This is a genomic window from Bacteroides sp. GM023 (assembly GCF_014750685.1).
Lineage (GTDB): Bacteria > Bacteroidota > Bacteroidia > Bacteroidales > Bacteroidaceae > Bacteroides.
Window position 1 is genome coordinate 470970 of record NZ_JAAXGE010000002.1, and the last position, 22109, is coordinate 493078.

General features: G+C 43.4%; 14 protein-coding genes and 1 pseudogene. 9 read left to right on the forward strand and 6 right to left on the reverse strand.

All coding sequences use genetic code 11. From position 1 onward, the window contains the following. Positions 1-34 precede the first annotated feature (34 nt). The 5 genes from HC965_RS04405 to HC965_RS04425 form a co-directional block, all read right to left on the reverse strand. Positions 35-1657: a DUF1735 domain-containing protein gene (locus tag HC965_RS04405; RefSeq protein ID WP_191030316.1), complete on the reverse strand. Its 1623-nt coding sequence runs from the start codon at positions 1655-1657 to the stop codon at positions 35-37. A 21-nt stretch (positions 1658-1678) separates the two neighbouring features. Continuing rightward, positions 1679-2083, reverse strand: a complete 405-nt coding sequence (locus HC965_RS04410) for a hypothetical protein (protein ID WP_191030317.1) — start codon at positions 2081-2083, stop codon at positions 1679-1681. Positions 2084-2104: 21 nt separating this feature from the next. Continuing rightward, positions 2105-3757 (reverse strand): hypothetical protein, encoded by a 1653-nt coding sequence (locus HC965_RS04415; RefSeq protein ID WP_191030723.1) that lies wholly within the window; start codon positions 3755-3757, stop codon positions 2105-2107. A 42-nt stretch (positions 3758-3799) separates the two neighbouring features. Continuing rightward, complete coding sequence (locus tag HC965_RS04420; protein WP_191030318.1) at positions 3800-4918, reverse strand: aldose epimerase family protein; 1119 nt, start codon at positions 4916-4918, stop codon at positions 3800-3802. A 121-nt stretch (positions 4919-5039) separates the two neighbouring features. Further along, positions 5040-6566, reverse strand: coding sequence for a sulfatase-like hydrolase/transferase (locus tag HC965_RS04425; RefSeq protein WP_191030319.1), 1527 nt, complete (start codon positions 6564-6566; stop codon positions 5040-5042). Positions 6567-6772: 206 nt separating this feature from the next. Between HC965_RS04425 and HC965_RS04430 the strand changes: the two genes are divergently transcribed. Continuing rightward, entirely contained in the window at positions 6773-8236 is a 1464-nt protein-coding gene (locus tag HC965_RS04430; RefSeq protein WP_191030320.1) for a S9 family peptidase, read from the forward strand. Between the two features lie 113 nt (positions 8237-8349). On the opposite strand, the gene HC965_RS04435 is transcribed toward HC965_RS04430, so the two are convergent. Beyond that, positions 8350-9555, reverse strand: a complete 1206-nt coding sequence (locus tag HC965_RS04435) for an ATP-binding protein (RefSeq protein WP_191030321.1) — start codon at positions 9553-9555, stop codon at positions 8350-8352. A gap of 222 nt (positions 9556-9777) precedes the next feature. Between HC965_RS04435 and HC965_RS04440 the strand changes: the two genes are divergently transcribed. From HC965_RS04440 to lgt, 8 genes and pseudogenes are all read left to right on the forward strand, one after another. Next, positions 9778-11085: a Fic family protein gene (locus HC965_RS04440; protein ID WP_191030322.1), complete on the forward strand. Its 1308-nt coding sequence runs from the start codon at positions 9778-9780 to the stop codon at positions 11083-11085. A gap of 254 nt (positions 11086-11339) precedes the next feature. Beyond that, positions 11340-12482: an MFS transporter AraJ gene (gene araJ, locus HC965_RS04445; protein ID WP_191030323.1), complete on the forward strand. Its 1143-nt coding sequence runs from the start codon at positions 11340-11342 to the stop codon at positions 12480-12482. A gap of 1329 nt (positions 12483-13811) precedes the next feature. Next, a complete protein-coding gene (locus HC965_RS04450) occupies positions 13812-17252 on the forward strand; it encodes a bifunctional proline dehydrogenase/L-glutamate gamma-semialdehyde dehydrogenase (protein ID WP_191030324.1) in 3441 nt (1146 codons plus the stop codon). A gap of 232 nt (positions 17253-17484) precedes the next feature. After that, positions 17485-18611, forward strand: a pseudogene (locus HC965_RS04455) (GyrI-like domain-containing protein). Next, on the forward strand, positions 18608-19018 hold the full coding sequence (locus HC965_RS04460; protein WP_223854699.1) for a hypothetical protein: 411 nt from the start codon (positions 18608-18610) through the stop codon (positions 19016-19018). Before HC965_RS04455 ends, HC965_RS04460 begins: the two are co-directional and overlap by 4 nt. Positions 19019-19185: 167 nt before the next feature. Beyond that, positions 19186-20289 (forward strand): redox-regulated ATPase YchF, encoded by a 1104-nt coding sequence (ychF, locus tag HC965_RS04465; RefSeq protein WP_191030325.1) that lies wholly within the window; start codon positions 19186-19188, stop codon positions 20287-20289. Positions 20290-20336: 47 nt separating this feature from the next. Continuing rightward, positions 20337-21254 (forward strand): ketopantoate reductase family protein, encoded by a 918-nt coding sequence (locus HC965_RS04470; RefSeq protein WP_191030326.1) that lies wholly within the window; start codon positions 20337-20339, stop codon positions 21252-21254. A gap of 17 nt (positions 21255-21271) precedes the next feature. After that, positions 21272-22105 (forward strand): prolipoprotein diacylglyceryl transferase, encoded by an 834-nt coding sequence (gene lgt, locus HC965_RS04475; RefSeq protein ID WP_191030327.1) that lies wholly within the window; start codon positions 21272-21274, stop codon positions 22103-22105. Positions 22106-22109: the final 4 nt, after the last annotated feature.

The window sequence follows — 22109 nt, forward strand, 5'->3', positions numbered from 1 at the left end:
GATAAACTATTTCTTAATATAAGATATTGATTGCTTATTTTGCCAGTTCCCAAGCCAAGCGGGGTCTTTCTCCGTCAAGGTTCCAAATGGTCTGATTCCATCCGAGCGCTTTAGCGGCGTCTATCGGATTACTCATTGTAGAAAGGCCATTGTAACGGTCGGCGCCAAAAGTTTGCGCTGCATAGTCGGGCGTTTCTTCATCTACGATAGTCGGTGTATTGGCAGAGAAACGACATTCCATAGCCGGATTCGCATAACAGTTATTACCGTCATTCATATTAAAGCGTCCGCAGATTCTTCCCGACTTGGGCGCGCCGTTAGAATACAACTTCTGATTCCAGGCTATACAATGAGTCACCGTGATTCCTGTCGGCTTGTTGGCAAGTCCCATAATACCTCCCACCTGATTTTGGGCGGAAACTTCGCTATCGGAATAGCAATAAGAGATTACAGAAGTCGGATTGGGTTCCACAAATCCGGCAATACCGCCCGCAGGGTTCGCCACTCTCATCGGGTAAGCCTGTGCAAGACCTGAAGAATAACACTGTGTAACGGTAGCATACAGCATACGTCCGATGATACCTCCCACACATGATTCGGTCACAATGTCTCCGGTAGAGGAACATTGAGAAACGGTTGCCCCTTCTCTTGCTTCCCCACAGATACCTCCGGCACACCATACGGCAGTAATGTTCGTTGCCGATGCGCATTGATGGATTTTACTGTCCGCACCATGAAGTCTTGCGCAAATTCCACCGGCTTGACCGTTATCCCAGGCGGCTGTTCCCGAATTCAAGGAGATTGTACCGGATACCCGCACATTCTCTACTATACCCGGTGAAGCAGCAGCCCCCACCTGTCCGGCAAGGATACCCGCCATCTTTGTATCCGCTGTAATCTGTGCATTCTCAAAGATGATATTGGAGCACTTGCCTACCAGCAGACCGAAGAATCCCTGGTTACCGGTTGATGATGTAGTTACTTTCAGGTTACGGATGGTATGACCGCCGCCGTCGAATATAATCTGCCTGGAAGTCGAGGTTTCTATCGGTTGCCAGTCTACACCTTGCAGGTCGATGTCATTCTGCAATTCGGCATAGATGGTCTTGCCGTCTTTCAGTTTATCGCCGAGGGCAACCAGTTCATTGACAGTGGTCAGGATATACGGATTATCAATGCCACCCTGTTCCTGTTGCAGGAAGAAGGTCATCGTATTCTTTTCCTGATTGACTGCTAAATCGTCGGAAACCAGTTTCAGACCGAGAACGTATTTCTTGGAGCTGTCGAGCGTGCCCAAGTCATGGAAATGCAGGTTTACCATATGCAGTACATCGTCTCCTTTAAATTCCATCTTACCGCCATCCAAGTCATAATAAGCCGTCGGCAACAAGCTGTATTCTTCGCCAAATTCTTTCGCGTCGACTACCGCAAATTCTGCCTTCGCTTCTTTTTCGCAGTGGCTCTTTGCCACCATGATGGTATATTGGTATTCGGGGTTGTCGAGATACAAGTCGTACTTGCCGGTTTCATAGAGCGACAAAGTAATGTTCGAATGGGTGACTTCAGCCTTTTCCGGCTGCGTCAAATCCATGACTTCACCACATGAAATCAATGAAAACGCCGTTAACAACGTCACAACGGGAATATATCTTTTCATAAGTTATTTCTCTTTTAATGATTAAAAAACAGGAATTATTATACCGGCATTATCGCCCGATAACCATATCTTTCCTTCATCCGTCCGGACGACTTCCATTTGCATTTCATCTTTCAGGAAAGAAATCCCCCGGCAGGAGAAAGTAGCTTTCACTGTCTGCCCTACTGTTGCCGGTTTCTCGGCAAACTGTACATGAATGTATTGGCTTTGGTCTTGATTCTGTAAACGATAAGTCAGGCGTTTAGAGTTAACCGCAGTCTGGTTCTGATTGTCCACCGTGAAAGAACAGACGCCGTCCAAACTGTAAAAACCTGTATCGTTGTAACCCGTTATATCCTTTTTGCCGATTCCTTTTTCCGCAAACTCCGTTTCGGCGCAGGAAGCTAAGGTCAACAAACATACTAATAATACATATATTACTTTCATAAGCGAATAAATTTAAGATAATTACTTCACAATTGATGTAGACAATGTTTCTACCGAGCCATCGTTATAGGTGATATCCACCGAAAGCACTTGTCCGCCCAGGCTCTGATTCACGCTGCCGATTTCACGTCCGTCCATTTTCATTTTATAGGAAGCGACATCTCCGGGCAGGTTCAGTACCTGAACCAGCATATAGTCACCTGCTTGCTGGTATTTCAGCATAGGGAAGTCACGCACTTTCGTTTTGGTCTTGATGTCTCTTTCCCATGCCACACTGTTATCAGTCTTCACTAAAGAGATATGATACGATTTTCCGGGAAGCAGATTCTCGATAAGCGTGTAATTGGCATCCTGCGGCAATGCCTGTGAGGTCGTATTACCGCTTTCATCCTTAACTACCAGTTGGCAGGTCTTGTCGACTCCGGTTCCCCACTGGATAAAGATTTCTTTCTGTCCCTCTACAAACCTGGAGACGGACTGCCCGTTTTGGATAGCGATGAAATCATGATATACCAAAGGGCTCGGAGTGTACAGGCCATCTTCATCAATGCCCAAATAGCGGGAGAGATAAATACCGCCAAGTTCCCACATCTCCGTACTTGCGTCGTAAACAGCCCTGGCTCCACCGGGAACAACGCTGAAACGTCCTGTAATGGCATACGTATCGTATTGCTTGAACTTCTCATAGAAAGTAGTGTACCAGTTTTTCGGATACCAGGAGAAACTATGGAACAGGCTTTGAAACTCGCTTGAAGTGACCGGAGTGCCGGCACTTGCTTTCTCGGCTACCGTGTTGAGATATTCATAGAGTTTCATCGTGGCAGAATAGCCGTTATTGGCTCCCCAAGTTCCCAAAGTAGTGGCTACATACGGATTCAATGCGCGCACCATAGAGAATTCCGTGCTGATTATCTTCTTGGTCACTCCGTAGTAATTGCGGATTCTCTTTAAGTCGTTCTCTGCCTGCTCGATATACTGGGCATGGATATGCAAGTCCAGCCCCACTACATTCGGATTCGTGTTGACTACCGAAACCACAGCGGGGACAGTCGTACTTCCTAGCAGTTCGGATACACGGTTCAGCGCTCCGGCGAAGATGTCGAATGTCCAGCCGTTTTCCTGTTTCCAGGTAGTCAGCCGATTGGCAAACTCATACAGGAATGCTTTATAGCCTTCCGCATCGGATTCTCCGGTAGTCGTGTTCTTGTTCTCAAATTCCGGTTCGTTACCCATCACCAGGATGTCGATGTTCTCCGCCATATTGTATGTGTCGAGCAAGAGTTTCACCGCAGTGAAAATGTATTCCATTTCTGCGCTGCCCACTTCCGGGACAAGGTCGGTATAAGATTCAAAAGGAATCTTCAGGCTCAACATAAATTTCACCTGGTCGCCCAATGCTTTCTTTGCCTGGATATATTTCAGCGTGGGGATATGTGTTCTGATAGCATCTTCTTTCACACCCACAATCTTTCCATTCTCACTTTGGAGAAACAACTGGGGGACATTGACAAATCCTCTCACCCAGGTCACTTTCGATTTCTTCAGCATCTCTATTTCAGTAATCGGGTAGTCTATATTTTCGTTATAGTTTGCTCCCAATTCCTGCGCCTTTGTTCCCATTGAACATAAGAACAGCAATACAAACATTAAAAAGGCCTTCACTTTCATATACATACTTTTTTTCATAATAAATCACTTAAAAAAAGGTTGAACTCTTTATTTCACACTAAACCGATAGATACAAACCTGATGATAGACTTCCCCCGGATTCAATATCGTGGAAGGGAAATCCGGCTGATTGGGGGAATCCGGGAAATGCTGTGTCTCCAAAGCCAGGGCTCCATAGGGCGCATAGCTCTTTCCGCTTTTCCCTTTTATACTGCCGTCAAATGAATTGCCGCTATAAAACTGGAGTCCGGGCTCGGTAGTCCATACTTCCATGCAACGCCCATTAGAAGGCTCGTAGACGGAAGCCGCCAGTTCCGGTTCGTCCGTCGTCTTCCGGTTCAAGGCAAAGTTATGGTCAAATCCATGACATTGCGCTAATTGTGCGTCAGAACGTTCCAATTGCCCGCCAATCGGTATCAGAGAACGAAAGTCGAACGGTGTTCCGGCTACTGAAACCACTTCACCCGTCGGAATCAGTACGCTGTCTACCGGTGTATAGTAATCGGCCGCAATGCATAGTTGATGCGATTCAATGGAACCGTTTCCCTCGCCTTTCAGATTGAACAGCGAATGATGGGTGAGATTCACCGGGGTGCTTTTATCTGTTACGGCTGTATAGTCAATGCGAAATTCGTTGGCGGGGGTGAGGGAGTAGGTCATCTTTATCGTCAGGTTTCCAGGAAAACCTTCTTCCCCGTCTTTTGAATAATAGGAAAGGGAGAGGCAGTCCGAGGCTATGGAATCGACGTTCCATACTACACGGTCGAAGCCTTTATCGCCCCCATGCAGGCATTGGCCGTTGTCAGATACGGAGAGTTGGAAGGTTTCTCCATTTAATGAGAAACGCCCGTTAGCAATGCGGTTGCCGAAACGACCGACTGTGGCTCCCCAAAAGCCACGGCTATTCAGATACTTGTCGATGTTGTCATAACCAAGAACGATGTCATCCAGGTTGCCCCGGCGGTCGGGTGTCCAAAGAGATACCACACGGGTGCCCCAGTTGGTTACCTGCATCGTCAGTCCGTTTTGATTGGAGAGTGTATAAAGCGAAACCGGCTTGCCGTCTATCTCCGTTTGGAAACGGGACTCCGGCAGCAGTGTCAAAGGAGACTCGGAGCGACAAGCAATCAATAATATAAGGAAGAATAAAAAAACGGTGTTTCTCATATCATCAATCTTCAAGGTTAATCGTTCACTATCGAACAGAACAAAGGTAGAGAAATAAATCCCCCCAGGGTAGAACGATTGTTTTATCACCGGGGAGTTATGTTCAAAAAGACATTTGACCTTACTTTAGTGGTTCTTCTTCTACTTCACTGCGGTAGTATCCCTCTACTTCGGCAAAGAAATCTTGCTTCAGGGAATCCAGCAGTTCGGGATGTTGCGCCGCTTCGTTCTGATGTTGTGTCCGGTCGGCTTTTACATTGAAGAGTCCGTATTCGCCCAGGTTGCCCAGTTCATTTCCGGTCAGGTTCCGTTCCGAACCTTTGTAGGGGGGCATCATAATCCAGTCGCCCGAACGGTAGACCATACGTCCCTGTGCTTCCAGGACTACATCTTTGCGGGCGGTCTGTTCCTTGCCGAAGAAAGCGTCCAGATAGTTCCGGCTGTCAAGCCCTTCCGGCAAGCCGGCATTCACCATGGAAGCAAGAGAAGCGAGAATATCCACCTGGCAAACCAAAGCATCGGATACTACCGGCTGAATCTTCCCTTTCCAATAGACAAACAGGGGGATATGCGTGCCGCCGTCAAACAAGCTGTATTTACCACCGCGCAATCCGCCTGCGGGAAGATGGTCGCCGACAAGCTCGGCTGCTCCGTCTTTGTATCCGTCATTCAGAACCGGGCCGTTGTCACTTGAGAAGATAATCAGCGTATTCTCAAGTAATCCTTCTTTCTTCAGATGGGCGAGCAGTTCACCGACGCACCAGTCCGCCTCAACGATGGCATCACCACGAGGCCCCATTGTTGTTTTTCCTGCAAAACGTTCGTGGGGAGCACGTGGAACATGGGGTTCGTGCAAGCCATAGTAGAGGAAGAAGGGAGCATCCTTATGTCCGGTAATGAAATTCTTCACCTTATCTACAAAATAGTCCGCCATATCCTCGTCTTTCCAACGGGCTTTCTGGCCGCCTTTCATATATCCGATACGGGGTATTCCGTTTACTATTGAGTTATTGTGTCCGTGCGCCCACTGCATCTTCAGCATTTCCGGGTGGGAGATGGCGGTCGGTTCGCCTTCAAAGTTCTTTTCGTAACTCACCTCGATAGGGTCGGACGGGTCGAGTCCTACCACATCTCCGTTTTCTACGTAAACGGTCGGGACACGGTCGTTTGTCGCCGCAATCAGGCAGGAGTAATCGAAGCCGATTTCCTTCGCGCCCGGTTTCACGGTTTCGTTCCAGTTGACGTTTCCGTCGCCCATACCCAAATGCCACTTTCCGATGGCTCCGGTCACATAGCCGCACTGCTGCATCATCTTCGGCAGCGTGAACTGGTTTTCATTGATAATAAGAGGGGCATCACCCGGAAGAATCTTCGCGTCTTTATTTTTCCACGGATACATTCCGGTCATCAGGGCATAACGGCTGGGAGTGGACGTTGCCGAAGTGGCGTATCCGTTCGTGAAACAAACTCCGCCATGTGCCAGGCTGTCGATATTCGGAGTTTGGATGGTAGTGGAACCATAAGCACTGACATCACCAAAGCCCAAATCATCGGCAAGAATCACAATCACATTCGGCTTTTCTTCTACTTGTTGAGAGGTACAACCTACTAACGACAACGCAGGAACAAGATAGATTACATTTTTCATACTATTATGTGTAGTTTATAACAATGCAAATGTAGCCACCACTTGCTTATTTATATAGAACAGATGTTTAATAATGGGGAGTTATGTCCATCCTTCGATATTCCTGAAAGAAAAATAAGTTCGGTACTCATTTTCACATGCCAAAAGAATAGTTATCTTTGTACATATCATACAGCTATCATTACAACCATCTAATTTTTTCTCTTATGAAAATATTGAAAGCTTTCCATATCGTTATTGCCATTACCGGGCTACTGACCGGACTGTTCTTCTCATCTTCCATATCTGCCCAGGATATTTCGGGCACCTGGCACGGAAAACTAACTGTCCCCACCGGTTCGCTGACTATCGTATTCCACATCAATCAAACAGAGCAAGGAGTTTATGTGACAACACTCGACAGCCCCGACCAGGGCGCCAACGGCATAAAGACGCAATCCACTTCTTTCAAGGACTCCATAGTGACGATTCAGATACCTTCTATCCATGCTTCCTACAAAGGCAAATTGAGCAGTAATCATACGATAAGTGGAACTTTCACGCAAGGAATACCCATGCCGCTGAATTTGGAAAAGGGAGAAGCGGCTCCCCTCAAACGTCCGCAAGAGCCTCAACCGCCTTTCCCTTATAGAAGCGAAGAAGTCACGGTAAGGAATGAACAGGCAGGAATCAATCTTGCAGGAACACTGACTCTTCCCGAAAAGGGAAGTAAATTTCCGGCAGTGGTTATGGTGACAGGCAGCGGCGCACAGGACCGGAATGAGGAGATTATGGGACATAAACCTTTTCTTGTCATCGCCGACTATCTGACCCGGAACGGAATCGCAGTGCTGAGATGTGACGACAGAGGAACAGCCGCATCGCAAGGTGACCATACAACAGCTACCAACGAGGATTTCGTAACAGATACGGAAGCTGCCATCAACTATCTGCGTGGCAGAAAAGAAATAAACACAAAGAAGATTGGCATAGTTGGACATAGCGCAGGCGGAATTATAGCATTCATCGTAGCTGCCAAAGACCCGTCGGTTGCATTTATTGTTTCATTGGCAGGAGCCGGGGTAAGAGGTGACAGCCTGATGCTGAAACAAGTAGAATCAATTTCCAAATCCCAGGGAATGCCGGATGTGGTTTGGCAAGGAATGAAACCGTCTGTACGAAACAGATATGCCATGCTGCAACAGGCGGATAAAACAACGGGCGAACTGCAAAAAGAACTATATGCAGACGTTACTAAAAGCATGTCGCCCGAACAACTGAAGGATTTGAATACCGTACAGCAGATTTCCGCCCAAATCAGTTCAATGACTTCACCGTGGTATCTCCATTTTATGAGATATGACCCCGCCAAGGACATGAAGAAAATTAAATGTCCCGTTTTTGCGTTAAACGGAGAAAAGGATATTCAAGTGGATGCCGCCATGAACCTGACAGCCATCCAACAAAGAATCAGTGAAAATGGAAATAAGAAGGTAACTGTAAAAGCCTATCCGAACTTAAATCATCTGTTTCAGACCTGCGAAAAAGGGACATTGGCCGAATATGGACAACTGGAAGAGACTATCAGTCCGGAAGTATTGAAAGATATTACTGATTGGATAAAAAAAACAATAAGCCCATCAATTGGATTGTTAAAAACGTTTATAGACACATTAGATTCATGTATCTGATTAAAAACAATATATGTAAATATCTAATAATCTGATTATTTTCTTAGCTTTTGCTCTATTTTCACATTCCATGAAAATAGAGCAAAAGAATCATTACTTATCAAAAGCTATAGTCAGAAGCTCATTTTCAAGAACTCCCTCAAATGAAGTAATATTATTCCATCACGCTTGCCCCCCGAATAGAAAGAATCAAGTGAAATCACATATTTAGGATAATTATCTTTTATCAATTGTAAATTACCAAACTCCCGTTCTATCGTTTCTTCTGAAGACAATAGATAGGTAACTTGAAAATAAATAATCGCTCCTTTCTTTTTAGCTACAAAATCTATTTCCATTTGCCTGAATTGACCGACAAGGACTTCAAATCCTAAGTTTCTCAAGTGAAGATAAACTACATTTTCAATCAACTTTTCTATATCACCCACTTGATTGATACCAGCCAATGTATTTCTCAACCCCAAATCCTCAAAATAATATTTTTCATTTGACTCCAACAACCGTTTTCCATGAATGTCATATCTGGAAACCTTGTCTATAATAAAAGCATTGCAAAAATAGCTCAAATAATTCAGCACAACGGTAGCTGTAACCTCTACATTCTGCGATTTCATATATTTGCTTATGCTTGATGCGGATATCAGTTTGCCTATATTGTCACTGACAAAATAAATAAGATTCTCCAAAAAAGGGACATTGCGAATCTGTTCACGGGCAATCACATCCTTCAGCATAATCGTATTATATATATTATGGAGATAGTCCAATGCTAAATCCCTATCGTCCAAACCGATTCTATACAATTGTGGAAGCCCGCCATAGGTCATATATTTCATTAATGACTGGTCATTGTCTTCCAGTTGATGGAATTCCAAAAATTCTTCATAGCTAAGGCTTTGGATATGAAACTCAATGTATCTTCCGGACAATACAGTCGCCAATTCACTTGACAACATTTTTGCATTACTTCCGGTTATAAAAATATTGCACTCATCATCAGCTTGCAGGCTTCGCAAAGTTTTCTCAAACTCTTTTATATCCTGCACTTCGTCAATAAACAAATAGTTCTCTTTCTCAACGACCAAATGCTCATCTACATACTCTGAAAGTTCCATGTAACTTTGAATAAAATCAAATTCGATTTTCTCCTTGTTGATATAAATGATATTAGCATTTTCCTTTTGAGACAATTCACCCATCAATTGTTGTAGAATGCAACTTTTACCTACACGACGCTGACCGGTTAAAACGATTATCAGCCCTTTTCCAATAAAAGGTCTGATTCTATTCGTATATTGAGGACGATTTATTAATTTCATAAGAAATGAGTTTTGATACAAAAATAATGATTTTATCTTTTATAGTAGATAAAACCACTAAATATTTCAATTTTATCTTTTATAGTTGATAGAAATTTAAATTGGCATCAGCCCGAAAGTTATTATTCTTTCCAATTCTTGCAAATTCTTCAAACATTTGCAAGAATTGGAAAGAAAAGAGTTATATTTGTAGACCAAAATATAATATAAACAAGTGATAGTATGATTGAACTTCCACCTCAAATAAGCCAGGATGAATACTTAAGTGCTCTTCTTACTGAACCGCTTGAAAAACTCAAAGCAATCATAGAAAAAAACAATGATAAGTATAGTTACTGGTCTGATATAAAATATCAAAGGACTCCTGATGGAATATCCAATAAAGAATTGTGGTGCTACATAAAGGCATCCCGAAAAGCAAAACGAATTATCGTATGGAAAAAGTATGGTATATCTATCAGTATAACCAATGCTATGCAACGAATGTGCCACGAATTCGATATGAACTTTGGTGGTTCCTGGGGAAGCAGCTCAATCATTCCGGCAGAAAACAAAGAGCAATATCTAATTAGCTCATTAATGGAAGAAGCCATATCTTCCAGTCAAATGGAAGGAGCCGCCACCACCAGAAAAGTAGCAAAGGAGATGTTGAGAAAAAGCCTTTCTCCACAAGACAAGTCTCAGCAGATGATATTCAACAATTATCAAACCATACGCTTTATAACTCAAAATATAAACACCCCTTTATCATCCGGACTATTACAACAAATTCATGTTTTAATGACCGAAAAGACATTAGAAAACCCTGCCGATGCCGGGAGATACAGAACGAACGATGAAGTAGTGGTGGAAGATGCCATAACGCATGAAGTAGTACATACACCACCTCCATATGAAGACATTCTTCCGTTTATTGAAGATTTATGCATATTCTTCAATGAGAACAACCCCAAAGTATTTATTCATCCGATAATCAGAGGCATTATCATTCATTTTATGATTGCCTATATGCATCCTTTTGTGGATGGAAACGGACGTACAGCAAGAGCCCTGTTCTATTGGTATATGCTAAAAAGTGGCTACTGGTTGACTGAATATTTATCTATTTCAAGAGTCATTGCCAAATCAAAAAAGTCCTATGAAAATGCTTACTTATACACGGAAGCTGATGAGAAAGACATGGGATATTTCATAGCTTATAACCTCCGGGTGTTGGAACTTGCCTTTAAAGAACTACAAACCTACATTAAACGTAAATTAGAGCAGAAACACCAGGCTTCTGTATTCTACAAATTAGATAATATCAACGAGCGCCAGGCAGATATTCTTAGGCTTATTAATGATAATCCTAAAATATTATTTACTGTAAAAGAACTACAGAACAGGTTTTCTGTCACTCATACTACTGCTAAAAATGATATTGACGGTCTTGTAGAAAGAAAACTAATAGATGAAATATCACTCAATAAAGTAAAGAAAGGATATGTAAAAGGAGAAATGTTTGATGAAATAGTTAAATCAATTACTTAACCTTATCAATTCTTGCAAATATTTGAAGAATTTGCAAGAATTGGAAAGAATAGATAATTAGCCATAGTTCATATATCATATTATACCTCATTAAATGTATTACCTTACTTTTAATGAGGTATTGTATAAATTGATTTAAATCAAAATTTACCCGTGCGAACTCACTCTGACTGATTTTGTTTTACCTTTGCAGCCGAAAAAAAGCAGCGGCAGATAATTAAGGTAAAAAGTAACAGTATTAGGTATAGTTTCGTATGAAGAAAAGTCTTATTGCATTGGCATTCGGTACGCTTGGATTAGGTATTGCCGAATTTGTAATGATGGGAATATTGCCCGACGTGGCAAAAGATTTAGGTATCAGCATCCCTATGGCGGGACATTTCATTTCAGCTTACGCCTTAGGCGTTTGTGTTGGCGCACCTGTACTGACACTGGCTCGCAAATATCCGTTGAAACATATTCTCTTAGTATTAGTTACCTTGATTATGGTAGGTAATATCTGCGCGGCTATGGCTCCCAATTATTGGGTGTTGCTCGCTGCCCGTTTCATCTCCGGTCTGCCTCATGGAGCATACTTCGGCGTGGGTTCCATTGTTGCCGAGAAACTGGCTGACAAGGGAAAAGGTTCGGAAGCAGTTTCGATTATGATTGCCGGAATGACTATTGCCAACCTTTTCGGCGTACCGCTGGGAACTTCTCTAAGTACTATGCTTTCCTGGCGTGCCACCTTCCTGTTGGTAGGTATTTGGGGAGTTGTTATCTTGTATTATATCTGGCGCTGGGTTCCTCACGTGGAAGGATTGAAAGATACAGGTTTCAAGGGACAATTCCGCTTTCTTAAAACTCCGGCTCCATGGCTGATTCTCGGTGCTACGGCATTGGGAAATGGTGGTGTATTCTGCTGGTATAGCTATATCAATCCCATGCTGACTCATGTTTCCGGTTTCTCTGCCGAAAGTATTACTCCTTTAATGATTCTTGCCGGCTTCGGAATGGTAATGGGAAATCTGATTAGTGGACGTCTCTCCGACCGTTACACTCCCGGAAAGGTGGGAACTGCTGCGCAGGCACTTATCTGCATTATGCTATTGCTTATTTTCTTCCTTTCACCTTACAAATGGGCGGCAGCTTTGCTAATGTGTCTTTGTACGGCAGGGCTGTTTGCCGTATCCAGTCCGGAGCAGGTGTTAATTATCCGTGTAGCCAAAGGCGGAGAGATGTTGGGAGCCGCTTGTGTACAGGTCGCTTTCAATTTGGGAAATGCTATCGGTGCCTATGCAGGCGGACTTGCCATCAGCAGCGGATACCGCTATCCGGCACTTACAGGGGTTCCATTCGCTTTAATCGGGTTCACTCTATTCCTTATTTTTTATAAGAAATATCAAGCTAAATATTAAGACTCTTAAAATCAGTGTACCCGGTAAAAAAGAAAATCAAACCATTGAATGAAAAAAGAAAGACCTGAACGGTTATTGATTCAATAATTTACTATCTTTGTACGGTCGTAGCGCGACATGTATTTACATTTTAAATAAAAAAGCGTTTAGCTGGTTTCTGTGCAAATGAAAAGTCCAAATTATCAAGCACACACGAAAACAGACGAATGCTCCCTGCAATAGGCGGGGGGTGTTTCCTGTTTGTGTGCAAGGGCTTGGACTCCCTCATTTGCGGATAGGTAAATACCCTTCCGCTTTTTTTATGTCTATGCGTTTGCAAAAGGATAAGAACCATTATCTTGTAATGACTATAAAGACAAGTAAAATCAGGCGGGGGCGTCTGGCATCTGACGGCTATAAGGTCGAAAACGTAACATTCAGATGTTGCTACTTGCCTTTTACAATATATTTTAGAGGCTAGCAACCCGAAGGGGAGCAAATGGATTCATCCGGCTGTTCCCCTTATTTCTACTGATTCCTATAGGCATTTTTATATAACTGATTCACTATTCGAATTTATCTCATTCATTACTTTTATTTCGTTCCACTATAGTGTACTTTGCGTTCCACTATAGTTGGACGCAAGGTGCACTATAGTTACTCTTGCGTCCAACTATAGTCAAACGCAAAAAGAGTAAGTAATGAAATTAATTAGATTAGGTAGAAAAAGAAATTAAAATAGCATTTGATTCATTTCTACACCGTTATGAACCGAATAATAGTCCATATATAGTTTTGATGTTGATTGGACTTCTCTGATTACCTAATTATATTATTTCGATTGCCTACTATTAGTTCGTTTAACTATAGTTATGCGCAAAGATAACTATAGTCTTCCTTGCGCATAACTATAGTCATACGCAAGGGGGACTATAGTCATACGAAATAAAAATAGGCAATGAAATAGGTATTGATAACTAATCTGCGGAATAAAATAGCCTAAAAGGTTTGGCTCATTTCTGTAGCGTTTTACATTATGAAATAAGTCAACTCATACTAAATCTTTTGAAACACGAATTTAGCGCAGTTGCGTTGCATTTTCTTCTCCTTTTACTTGAAAATCAACAATTTATTTTTATCTTTGTGAGAAGTGTAAGCCTTTCGTTTCTAATAACTTTAAAAAACGACGAATATGAAACAACAGTATCTGTTCGACCGCTTCTCGCAGCAAGCGTTGCAAACCCTGCATCGCTACCGTGCTGTTATGTTCAGCCCCACCTTTCGTGATATGTAAATTGCAATTTGAGATTCTTTTCTTCATTTTCCACAATCTACATAGAACAAATTCTTATGGACAAACAATTTCAACCGACCCTTGCCGAAGTGCAGGAGTGGGTACTCAAGCTATATCAGACTTGTGAAGATACCATTACCAAGGCCGAACGCCGGGAACAGCATAAATACGCTGTCATGGTGCAGCGTCCGCAAGACAAGAAGTTCCTGGTCAAGATGCTCGATGAATCATCGCAAATCCGTGACCGGAAAATACTTGCCAAACGCATCAAGACCCTTCTCGACCAATACGGCGTACCCGAATTTCTGAACAAACGGGATGCTTTCTTATTCAAGATGTACCAGGCATTCGGCTATCATTTCGATTTTATCGCTATTCCGATTATCAAAAAGCGTTTGCGTATGGATACCTCGCAAGTCATCATCAATGAGGAACGTCCGCAACTCACAAAGCATCTCGCTACCCGTGCACAAGAGAAAATCGGACAGAATGTAAATCTGCTGGGTGAAGTAGTGCTTGGCAATGGGGAAGCCGACTATCGCTACCACCATTATCTGGAAGCATTGGAATCACCCGATATTAATTATATCTCTGTGAAAATATCGGGAATATACGCTCAGACGCATTCCCTGAATTATGAGGAAAGTTTTCCTGAACTCGTCTCACGAATGTCTGCACTTTATCAGAAGGCTATTGATTTCCCATATATAGACGAAACCGGGGCAAAACAATCCAAATTCATCAATTTGGATATGGAAGAATACAAAGACGCGCATTTCACATTGCGTCTTTTCAAGACTGTGCTTAGTTTGCCACAGTTTAAGAATTACTCTGCGGGAATCGTTGTTCAGGCTTATCTGCCGGATGCCCATGATTTCCAAACGGAATTGTTGGAATTTGCCAAAGCCCGCATGGCGGAAGGCGGTGCTCCTATCAAGATGCGTCTCGTGAAAGGGTGTAATCTGGAGATGGAAACGGTTATTTCTTCCCTGAGAGGTTGGCCAAATCCGATTCTTCCTTCCAAAACGGAAGTGGATGCCAACTATCTGCACCTGTTGGAACGGGCATTGATGCCCGAAAATGCCAAGGCATTGCATCTTGGCGTAGCTTCTCATAATCTGTTCTCTATCGCTTACGCTTATTTGCTAGCTCAGAAGTATGGCACAGCCGAATTTATGACTTTTGAAATGCTGGAGGGAATGGCCAATCATCTATGGCGTGCCCAGTCTATGCTCGGCAATCGGGTGATTCTCTATACTCCGGTAGTCAAGAACGAGCATTTCCTGAATGCAGTTTCTTATCTTGTCCGCCGGATGGATGAAAACACGGCGCCTGACAACTTCCTGACCCACTCTTTCAATCTGAAACCGAATACGAAAGAATGGGATTTCCTTGCGAAGCAGTTTGAAGATGCGTATGCGATGAAAGATAATATTACTCATGTATCGCCACGTATTCAGAATCGTAATCTCCCTTATACCCCCGTTGCGCCGTCAGATACGATGAAGAATGAGCCGGATACGGATTTCGATTTGCCACAGAATCAGGAATGGGTACGTCGTATCTTTGCCAAATGGAAGAAAAACGGGACGGAAGAACCGGAAATCATTCCGTTGCAGATAGGTGCGGAAACGGTAGTATGCGAAAGTCGTTACAAATACCTCGACCGTTGTCAGAATGATGAAGTCTGTATCTGTGAAATGTCACAAGCGGACAGTGAGCAAGTGGAAAAGATTATCGGGATTGCAGAAGCAGATCCTGCCGGATGGAGAAAGACCACGCTGGAAGAACGGCATCGGATTATGTATGACGCATCCAACCGGTTGGCAGATATGAGAGGCGACCTGATAGGTTGTATGTGTGCCGTGACGGGTAAAACGGTGATTGAGGGTGATGTGGAGGTTTCGGAAGCGGTAGATTATGCCCGTTTCTATACAACGGCGATGAAGAAGTTTGCCGCATTGGATGATATAGAGATAAAGCCGAAGGGAACGATACTGGTTATTTCTCCCTGGAATTTCCCTTGCGCTATCCCCGTAGGTGGCATAGTAGCAGGATTGGCGGGCGGAAACACGGTTATCCTGAAACCTGCTACTGTGGCGGCTCCGGTTGCCTGGATGTTGGCCAAGGCATTTTGGGATGCAGGAGTACCCAAAGAGACATTACAGGTCATCATTACCGACCGGGAGGCACTGAAAGTACTGACTACCGCTCCCGCCGTCAAGCATATTATACTGACAGGCGGCACGGATACCGCCCAAAATATCGCAAAGACTGCTCCGACAACTCCACTATCCGCAGAAACCGGTGGCAAAAACGCCATTATCCTCACGGCATCGGGCGACCGCGACCATGCTATCATGAATATCGTCGCTTCCGCCTTCGGCAATGCCGGACAGAAATGTTCCGCCTGCTCACTGTTGCTAGTAGAACGTTCGGTCTACGAAGACGAGAACTTCCAAAGCAAACTGAAAGACGCGGCAACAAGTCTGAAAGTAGGCAGTGTCTGGAATGCCGGAAATATGGTAGGCCCGATGATTACCAACAAGAACGACAAGCTGCTGAAAGCCTTCAACCTCAGGCCGGGAGAGTCGTGGCTGGTTCCACCCCGCTTTATCGACGAGAAAGAATATATGTTGGCCCCCACCGTAAAATGGGGAGTAACATCGGGGAGCCCCTCTTTCGACACCGAGTTATTCGGCCCGCTACTAAGTGTCGGCTGCATTGATAATCTCGAAAGAGGTATTGACCTGGTCAATGACCTGTACTACGGATTGACTTCAGGATTACAGAGCCTCGACGAAGCTGAACAGAAACTGTGGAAGGACACCCTATCGGCAGGAAACCTGTATATCAACCGGGGAATTACGGGAGCAATCGTCAACCGCCAGCCATTCGGCGGAATGAATATGTCCGCTTTTGGTGGCGGCCTCAAAGCGGGCGGCCCCAATTATTGCACTTGCTTTGTAGAAATCACAGACAAGCCGGACAGCAAGACTGATTATAAACAAAGCTACGAGAAAGCCTGGCAGGAAGAATTCTCAAAAGCCAAAGACATCAACAAGCTATACGGAGAACAGAATATTTTCCGTTATCTGCCTCTGTATGAAATGATTCTGCGTCTATTTCCAGAGGATACGGACGAGGAAGCATTGATGATTGCCCATGCGGCAAAGACCTGCGGAACACCGCTCGTCATCAGCTTCGACCCGACAGACAACCGTAGCGCCGCACTTGCCGAAACCGGTTGCAAACTAAGGGAAGAGCCAATGGAGAAATTCCTGGAGGTGATGATAGATTATGCAAGAATACGGACTTGTTCACCCAATATTCCCAAAGAAATGTATGAAGTAGCCGCGGAATATGATATGTACATCGCGACAGCACCGCCCGTTAAGCAAGGACGCATCGAACTGCTACACTATATCCAGGAACAAAGCATCTCTTTCGAGTACCACCGATACGGTAGTATTTCCGAAGTGCCACCTTGTGAGTAACGAATAAAAAGCTAGAATCAGCCAAACAAGGACAATCGTTTAATAATGTGCGAGTAATGTCCTTTGTTTGGCTTTTCTTTTGAGCAGTCAAAGCCAGCCATAGCCCAAAGCACGACAAAGTTCAACTACCACCTCATTACCTAAATTAAAACGTGTAAACGGAAAATAGCTATTTATGGTAACCTTTTGCATAATCTATTGAGTAACTTTGCACTTAAATAATAGAAAGCTTATGAAAATCAATACTGAAACAAAATATTGCCAAACTTGCGGAATCCCATTAGAGATTGATTATAATAATCTTGGGTTAGAACAGAATGAGGAATATTGCGAGTATTGTCTGAAAAACGGAGTCAAACTATATGACTTTTCAATGGATTATCTCATTTACCTTTGGGGACTTTTTCCCGAAGAATATTATAGAGAGACAGGTATTAATTACACATCGGAGGAATTGAGAGAAGTTATGTCCAAGCGGCTTCCGCATATCAAGAGGTGGAACAGAAGGTCAATACTGCCCATATACAATACGAATTAATTATAAAAGTTCAGGAATACATCAATCGTCATTTGTTTGACGAACTTGATTCTGATACACTATCACAGATTGCATCTATTTCCAAATATCATTTCCGCAGGCTTTTTAAAGCAGTTTGTGGCGAGAATATTGGAAATTACATTCAAAGATTAAGATTAGAATATATTGCATTTAAGTTAATAACAACAGATGTAAGTGTTCCGAAACTTCTCAGCCAAATCAATTATCAGAACAAGCATACTCTTTCAAGGGCATTCAAAAGTTATTTTAATTGTTCTATACCTGAGTTTCGCGAAAAACATTCAAAAGTCAGTCCTGAAAGAAAAAACCCCATACAAATAGACTTTAGTATTGAAAAAATACCAGGAATCCGAGTCGCGTATTTGAAACTGGAAAGGACACAGAATGTCAGCCATAGCTTTTCTGTCCTATGGAGACAACTGCTGCAATTTTCTGAAAACCATGAATTATCATCAAAAGGATGCAAATATATAAGTCTGACCCTCGACTATCCATTGATTACGCCGGAAGAACAGATACGTTTCATGGTAGGGGTGACATTGCCGCAATCATTCAGGATTCCCAAAGGCTTCGGCCATTATGAAATTCCTGCGGGAGAATATTCCGTCTTTCGCTTCAAAGGATTTTATCATCAGCTAAACAGGGTATATCGCCATATTTACCTTGACTGGTTGCCGACAAGCGATTATGCTCTACGGGAGCAGTTTACTTTTGAAACCTATATCGACACACCCGAAAAGACTCCGGCTTCGGAGTTGGTGACAGATATCTATATCCCAGTTATGAAGAAAGAGGTATGAAATATATGAATCAGGAAATAGAAAACGAATTAAAAAAGGAGAATAAAATGAATTATAAAGACAAAGCGATAAAGTGTGTCAAAGATACCATATTGCCAATGCAAAGAAAGCAATTCAAAGAATGTGGTTGCTGCCTAGACGAACAGTACAAACGGTACGGAAATACAGAATGGCTTTCCGCAAAGACAATCGAAAAAGGACATATTTATGAGATTGGTTATCCTGCGTGCGTCTGTCCGGACGTAAAAAGCGGAAAAGTAAAGGATGCATCACATTGCGAATGTTCACGCCAAAGTGTATTGTATATTATCGGAAATTTATTGCCCGATAAGAATATCAGCGTGGAAATAATAGAAACCGTTTTGGGTGGCGCAGATAAATGCCGTTTCAAGGTAACTGTGGAATGAGAAGACAGAAAGTGCACCAAGTTTCCTTTATTAGTTCAAAAATGATTATCTTTGCAAACTAAAATGGGCAACTTGGTAACAAACACTCTTTTTTATCCGGACATTGTCGCCAATTTGTTGTTCACTTATATGTATCCTATTGATAATAAAAGAAATAATAGATTAATATGGCATTGCAATGTGGTATTGTAGGACTACCGAACGTGGGTAAGTCAACACTTTTCAACTGTTTGTCGAACGCAAAGGCACAAGCGGCAAACTTCCCTTTCTGTACAATTGAACCGAATGTAGGTGTAATCACCGTTCCCGATGAACGTCTGAATGCACTGGCAGAATTGGTACATCCCCAAAGAATTGTTCCTACAACAGTAGAAATCGTAGATATCGCCGGACTGGTGAAAGGCGCAAGCAAAGGTGAAGGACTGGGAAATAAATTCCTTGCCAATATCCGTGAGACGGATGCAATTATTCACGTTCTTCGTTGCTTTGACGATGAGAACGTGACGCACGTAGACGGAAGTATAAACCCTGTCCGCGACAAAGAAATCATCGACTACGAACTTCAATTGAAGGATTTGGAAACTATCGAAAGCCGCATCCAAAAGGTACAGAAACAGGCACAAACAGGTGGTGACAAAGCTGCAAAACAGGCATATGATATACTGATCCAGTATAAAGCCGCATTGGAACAGGGCAAGTCGGCACGTACTGTCACTTTCGAAACGAAAGACGAACAGAAGATTGCCCACGAACTGTTCTTATTGACCAGCAAGCCGGTGATGTACGTTTGCAACGTAGACGAAGCAAGCGCGGTAAACGGAAACAAATACGTAGATATGGTACGTGAAGCCGTGAAAGACGAGAATGCAGAAATCCTCGTTGTCGCAGCCAAGACAGAAGCGGACATCGCCGAACTGGAAACATACGAAGACCGTCAGATGTTCCTTGCCGAGGTAGGTTTGGAAGAATCGGGCGTGGCACGTCTTATCAAATCAGCTTATAAATTATTGAATCTTGAAACTTACTTCACAGCCGGCGTACAGGAAGTACGTGCCTGGACGTACGAAAAGGGATGGAAAGCTCCGCAATGTGCAGGTGTTATCCATACCGATTTCGAGAAAGGTTTTATCCGTGCAGAAGTAATCAAATACGGAGATTATATCCAATACGGTTCGGAAGCAGCCGTGAAGGAAGCCGGTAAACTGGGTGTGGAAGGAAAAGAATATGTCGTACAGGATGGCGACATCATGCATTTCCGTTTCAACGTGTGATTATCGGTAATCACCAACGACTTATTAATTACTAATTCGCTAACAACATGAAATATCTCATTGCAGGAACCGGAGGTGTAGGCGGCAGTATCGCAGGATTCTTGTCGCTGGCAGGCAAAGATGTAACTTGTATTGCCCGTGGAGCTCATTTGCAGTCGATTCAGACAAACGGTCTGAAACTGAAGTCGAATTTAAAGGGCGAACATACGCTCCGAATCCCGGCAACTACGGCTGAAGAATTTAACGGGAAAGCAGATGTGATATTTGTATGCGTGAAAGGTTATTCGGTCGATTCCATCGTAGAACTGATAAAAAGAGCAGCACACAAAGATACGGTTGTCATCCCTATTCTGAATGTATATGGAACAGGACCGCGCATACAGAAACTTGTTCCGGGAGTCACTGTCCTGGATGGTTGTATCTATATCGTAGGCTTCGTTTCCGGCACAGGAGAAATCACCCAAATGGGGAAAATATTCCGGTTAGTATATGGTGCTCACCGTGGCACTGTTGTCAAACCCGGATTACTGGAAGCCATCCGGGAAGAATTGCAGGAAGCAGGTATAAAGGTAGACCTTTCACCGGATATCAACCGGGATACATTCATCAAATGGTCGTTCATTTCTGCCATGGCTCTAACGGGTGCTTACTACGATGTTCCGATGGGCGAAGTCCAAAAACCGGGAAAGGTGCGGGATACATTTATCGGACTTTCTACGGAAAGCGCCGCTTTAGGAAAGAAGTTGGGCGTTGAATTTCCGGAAGATCCCGTCAGCTATAATCTGAAAGTGATTGATAAGCTCGACCCCGAAAGTACCGCTTCCATGCAGAAAGACCTGGCACGCGGACACGAGTCCGAGATACAAGGCTTGCTCTTCGACATGATTACAGCGGCCGAAGAGCAAGGAGTCGATATACCGACCTACCGGATGGTTGCGGAGAAATTCAAAGAATCTAATCATTAACATTAATCCAATATAGAATGAATGCCATGCTATTATCCATCAACTGGAACCCGAACCCCGAACTATTCAACCTGTTCGGCATTTCTATCCGTTATTACGGATTATTGTGGGCAGTAGGAATATTCTTTGCTTATGTTGTTGTTCACTACCAGTACCGGGATAAAAAGATAGAGGAGAAGAAGTTTGACCCGCTTTTCTTTTACTGTTTCTTTGGTATTCTAATCGGTGCCCGCCTGGGGCATTGCTTGTTCTATGACCCGGGATATTACCTGTCTCATTTTTGGGAGATGATTCTTCCCATCAAATTCATGCCGGATGGAAACTGGAAATTCACCGGATATGAAGGATTGGCCAGCCATGGCGGTACACTAGGATTGATAGTTGCCCTTTGGCTGTATTGCCGTAAGACGAAACTTCATTATATGGATGTGCTGGATATGATTGCCGTAGCTACGCCAATCACGGCCTGTTTCATTCGTCTTGCCAATCTGATGAACTCTGAGATTATCGGTAAACCGACTGATGTACCCTGGGCATTTGTTTTCGAACGTGTGGATATGCTCCCCCGTCATCCGGGACAGCTTTACGAAGCTATTGCCTATCTTATCCTGTTCTTCATCATGATTTACCTGTATAAGAATTACAGTAAGAAACTGCATCGCGGCTTCTTCTTCGGCCTCTGTCTGACGTATATCTTCACCTTCCGCTTCTTTATCGAGTTCCTGAAAGAGAATCAGGAAGACTTCGAGAACGGTATGATGTTCAATATGGGACAATGGTTAAGCGTTCCATTCATTATAATAGGTGTCTACTTTATGTTCTTCTATGACAAAAAGAAGAAAGTAGCCTGAAACA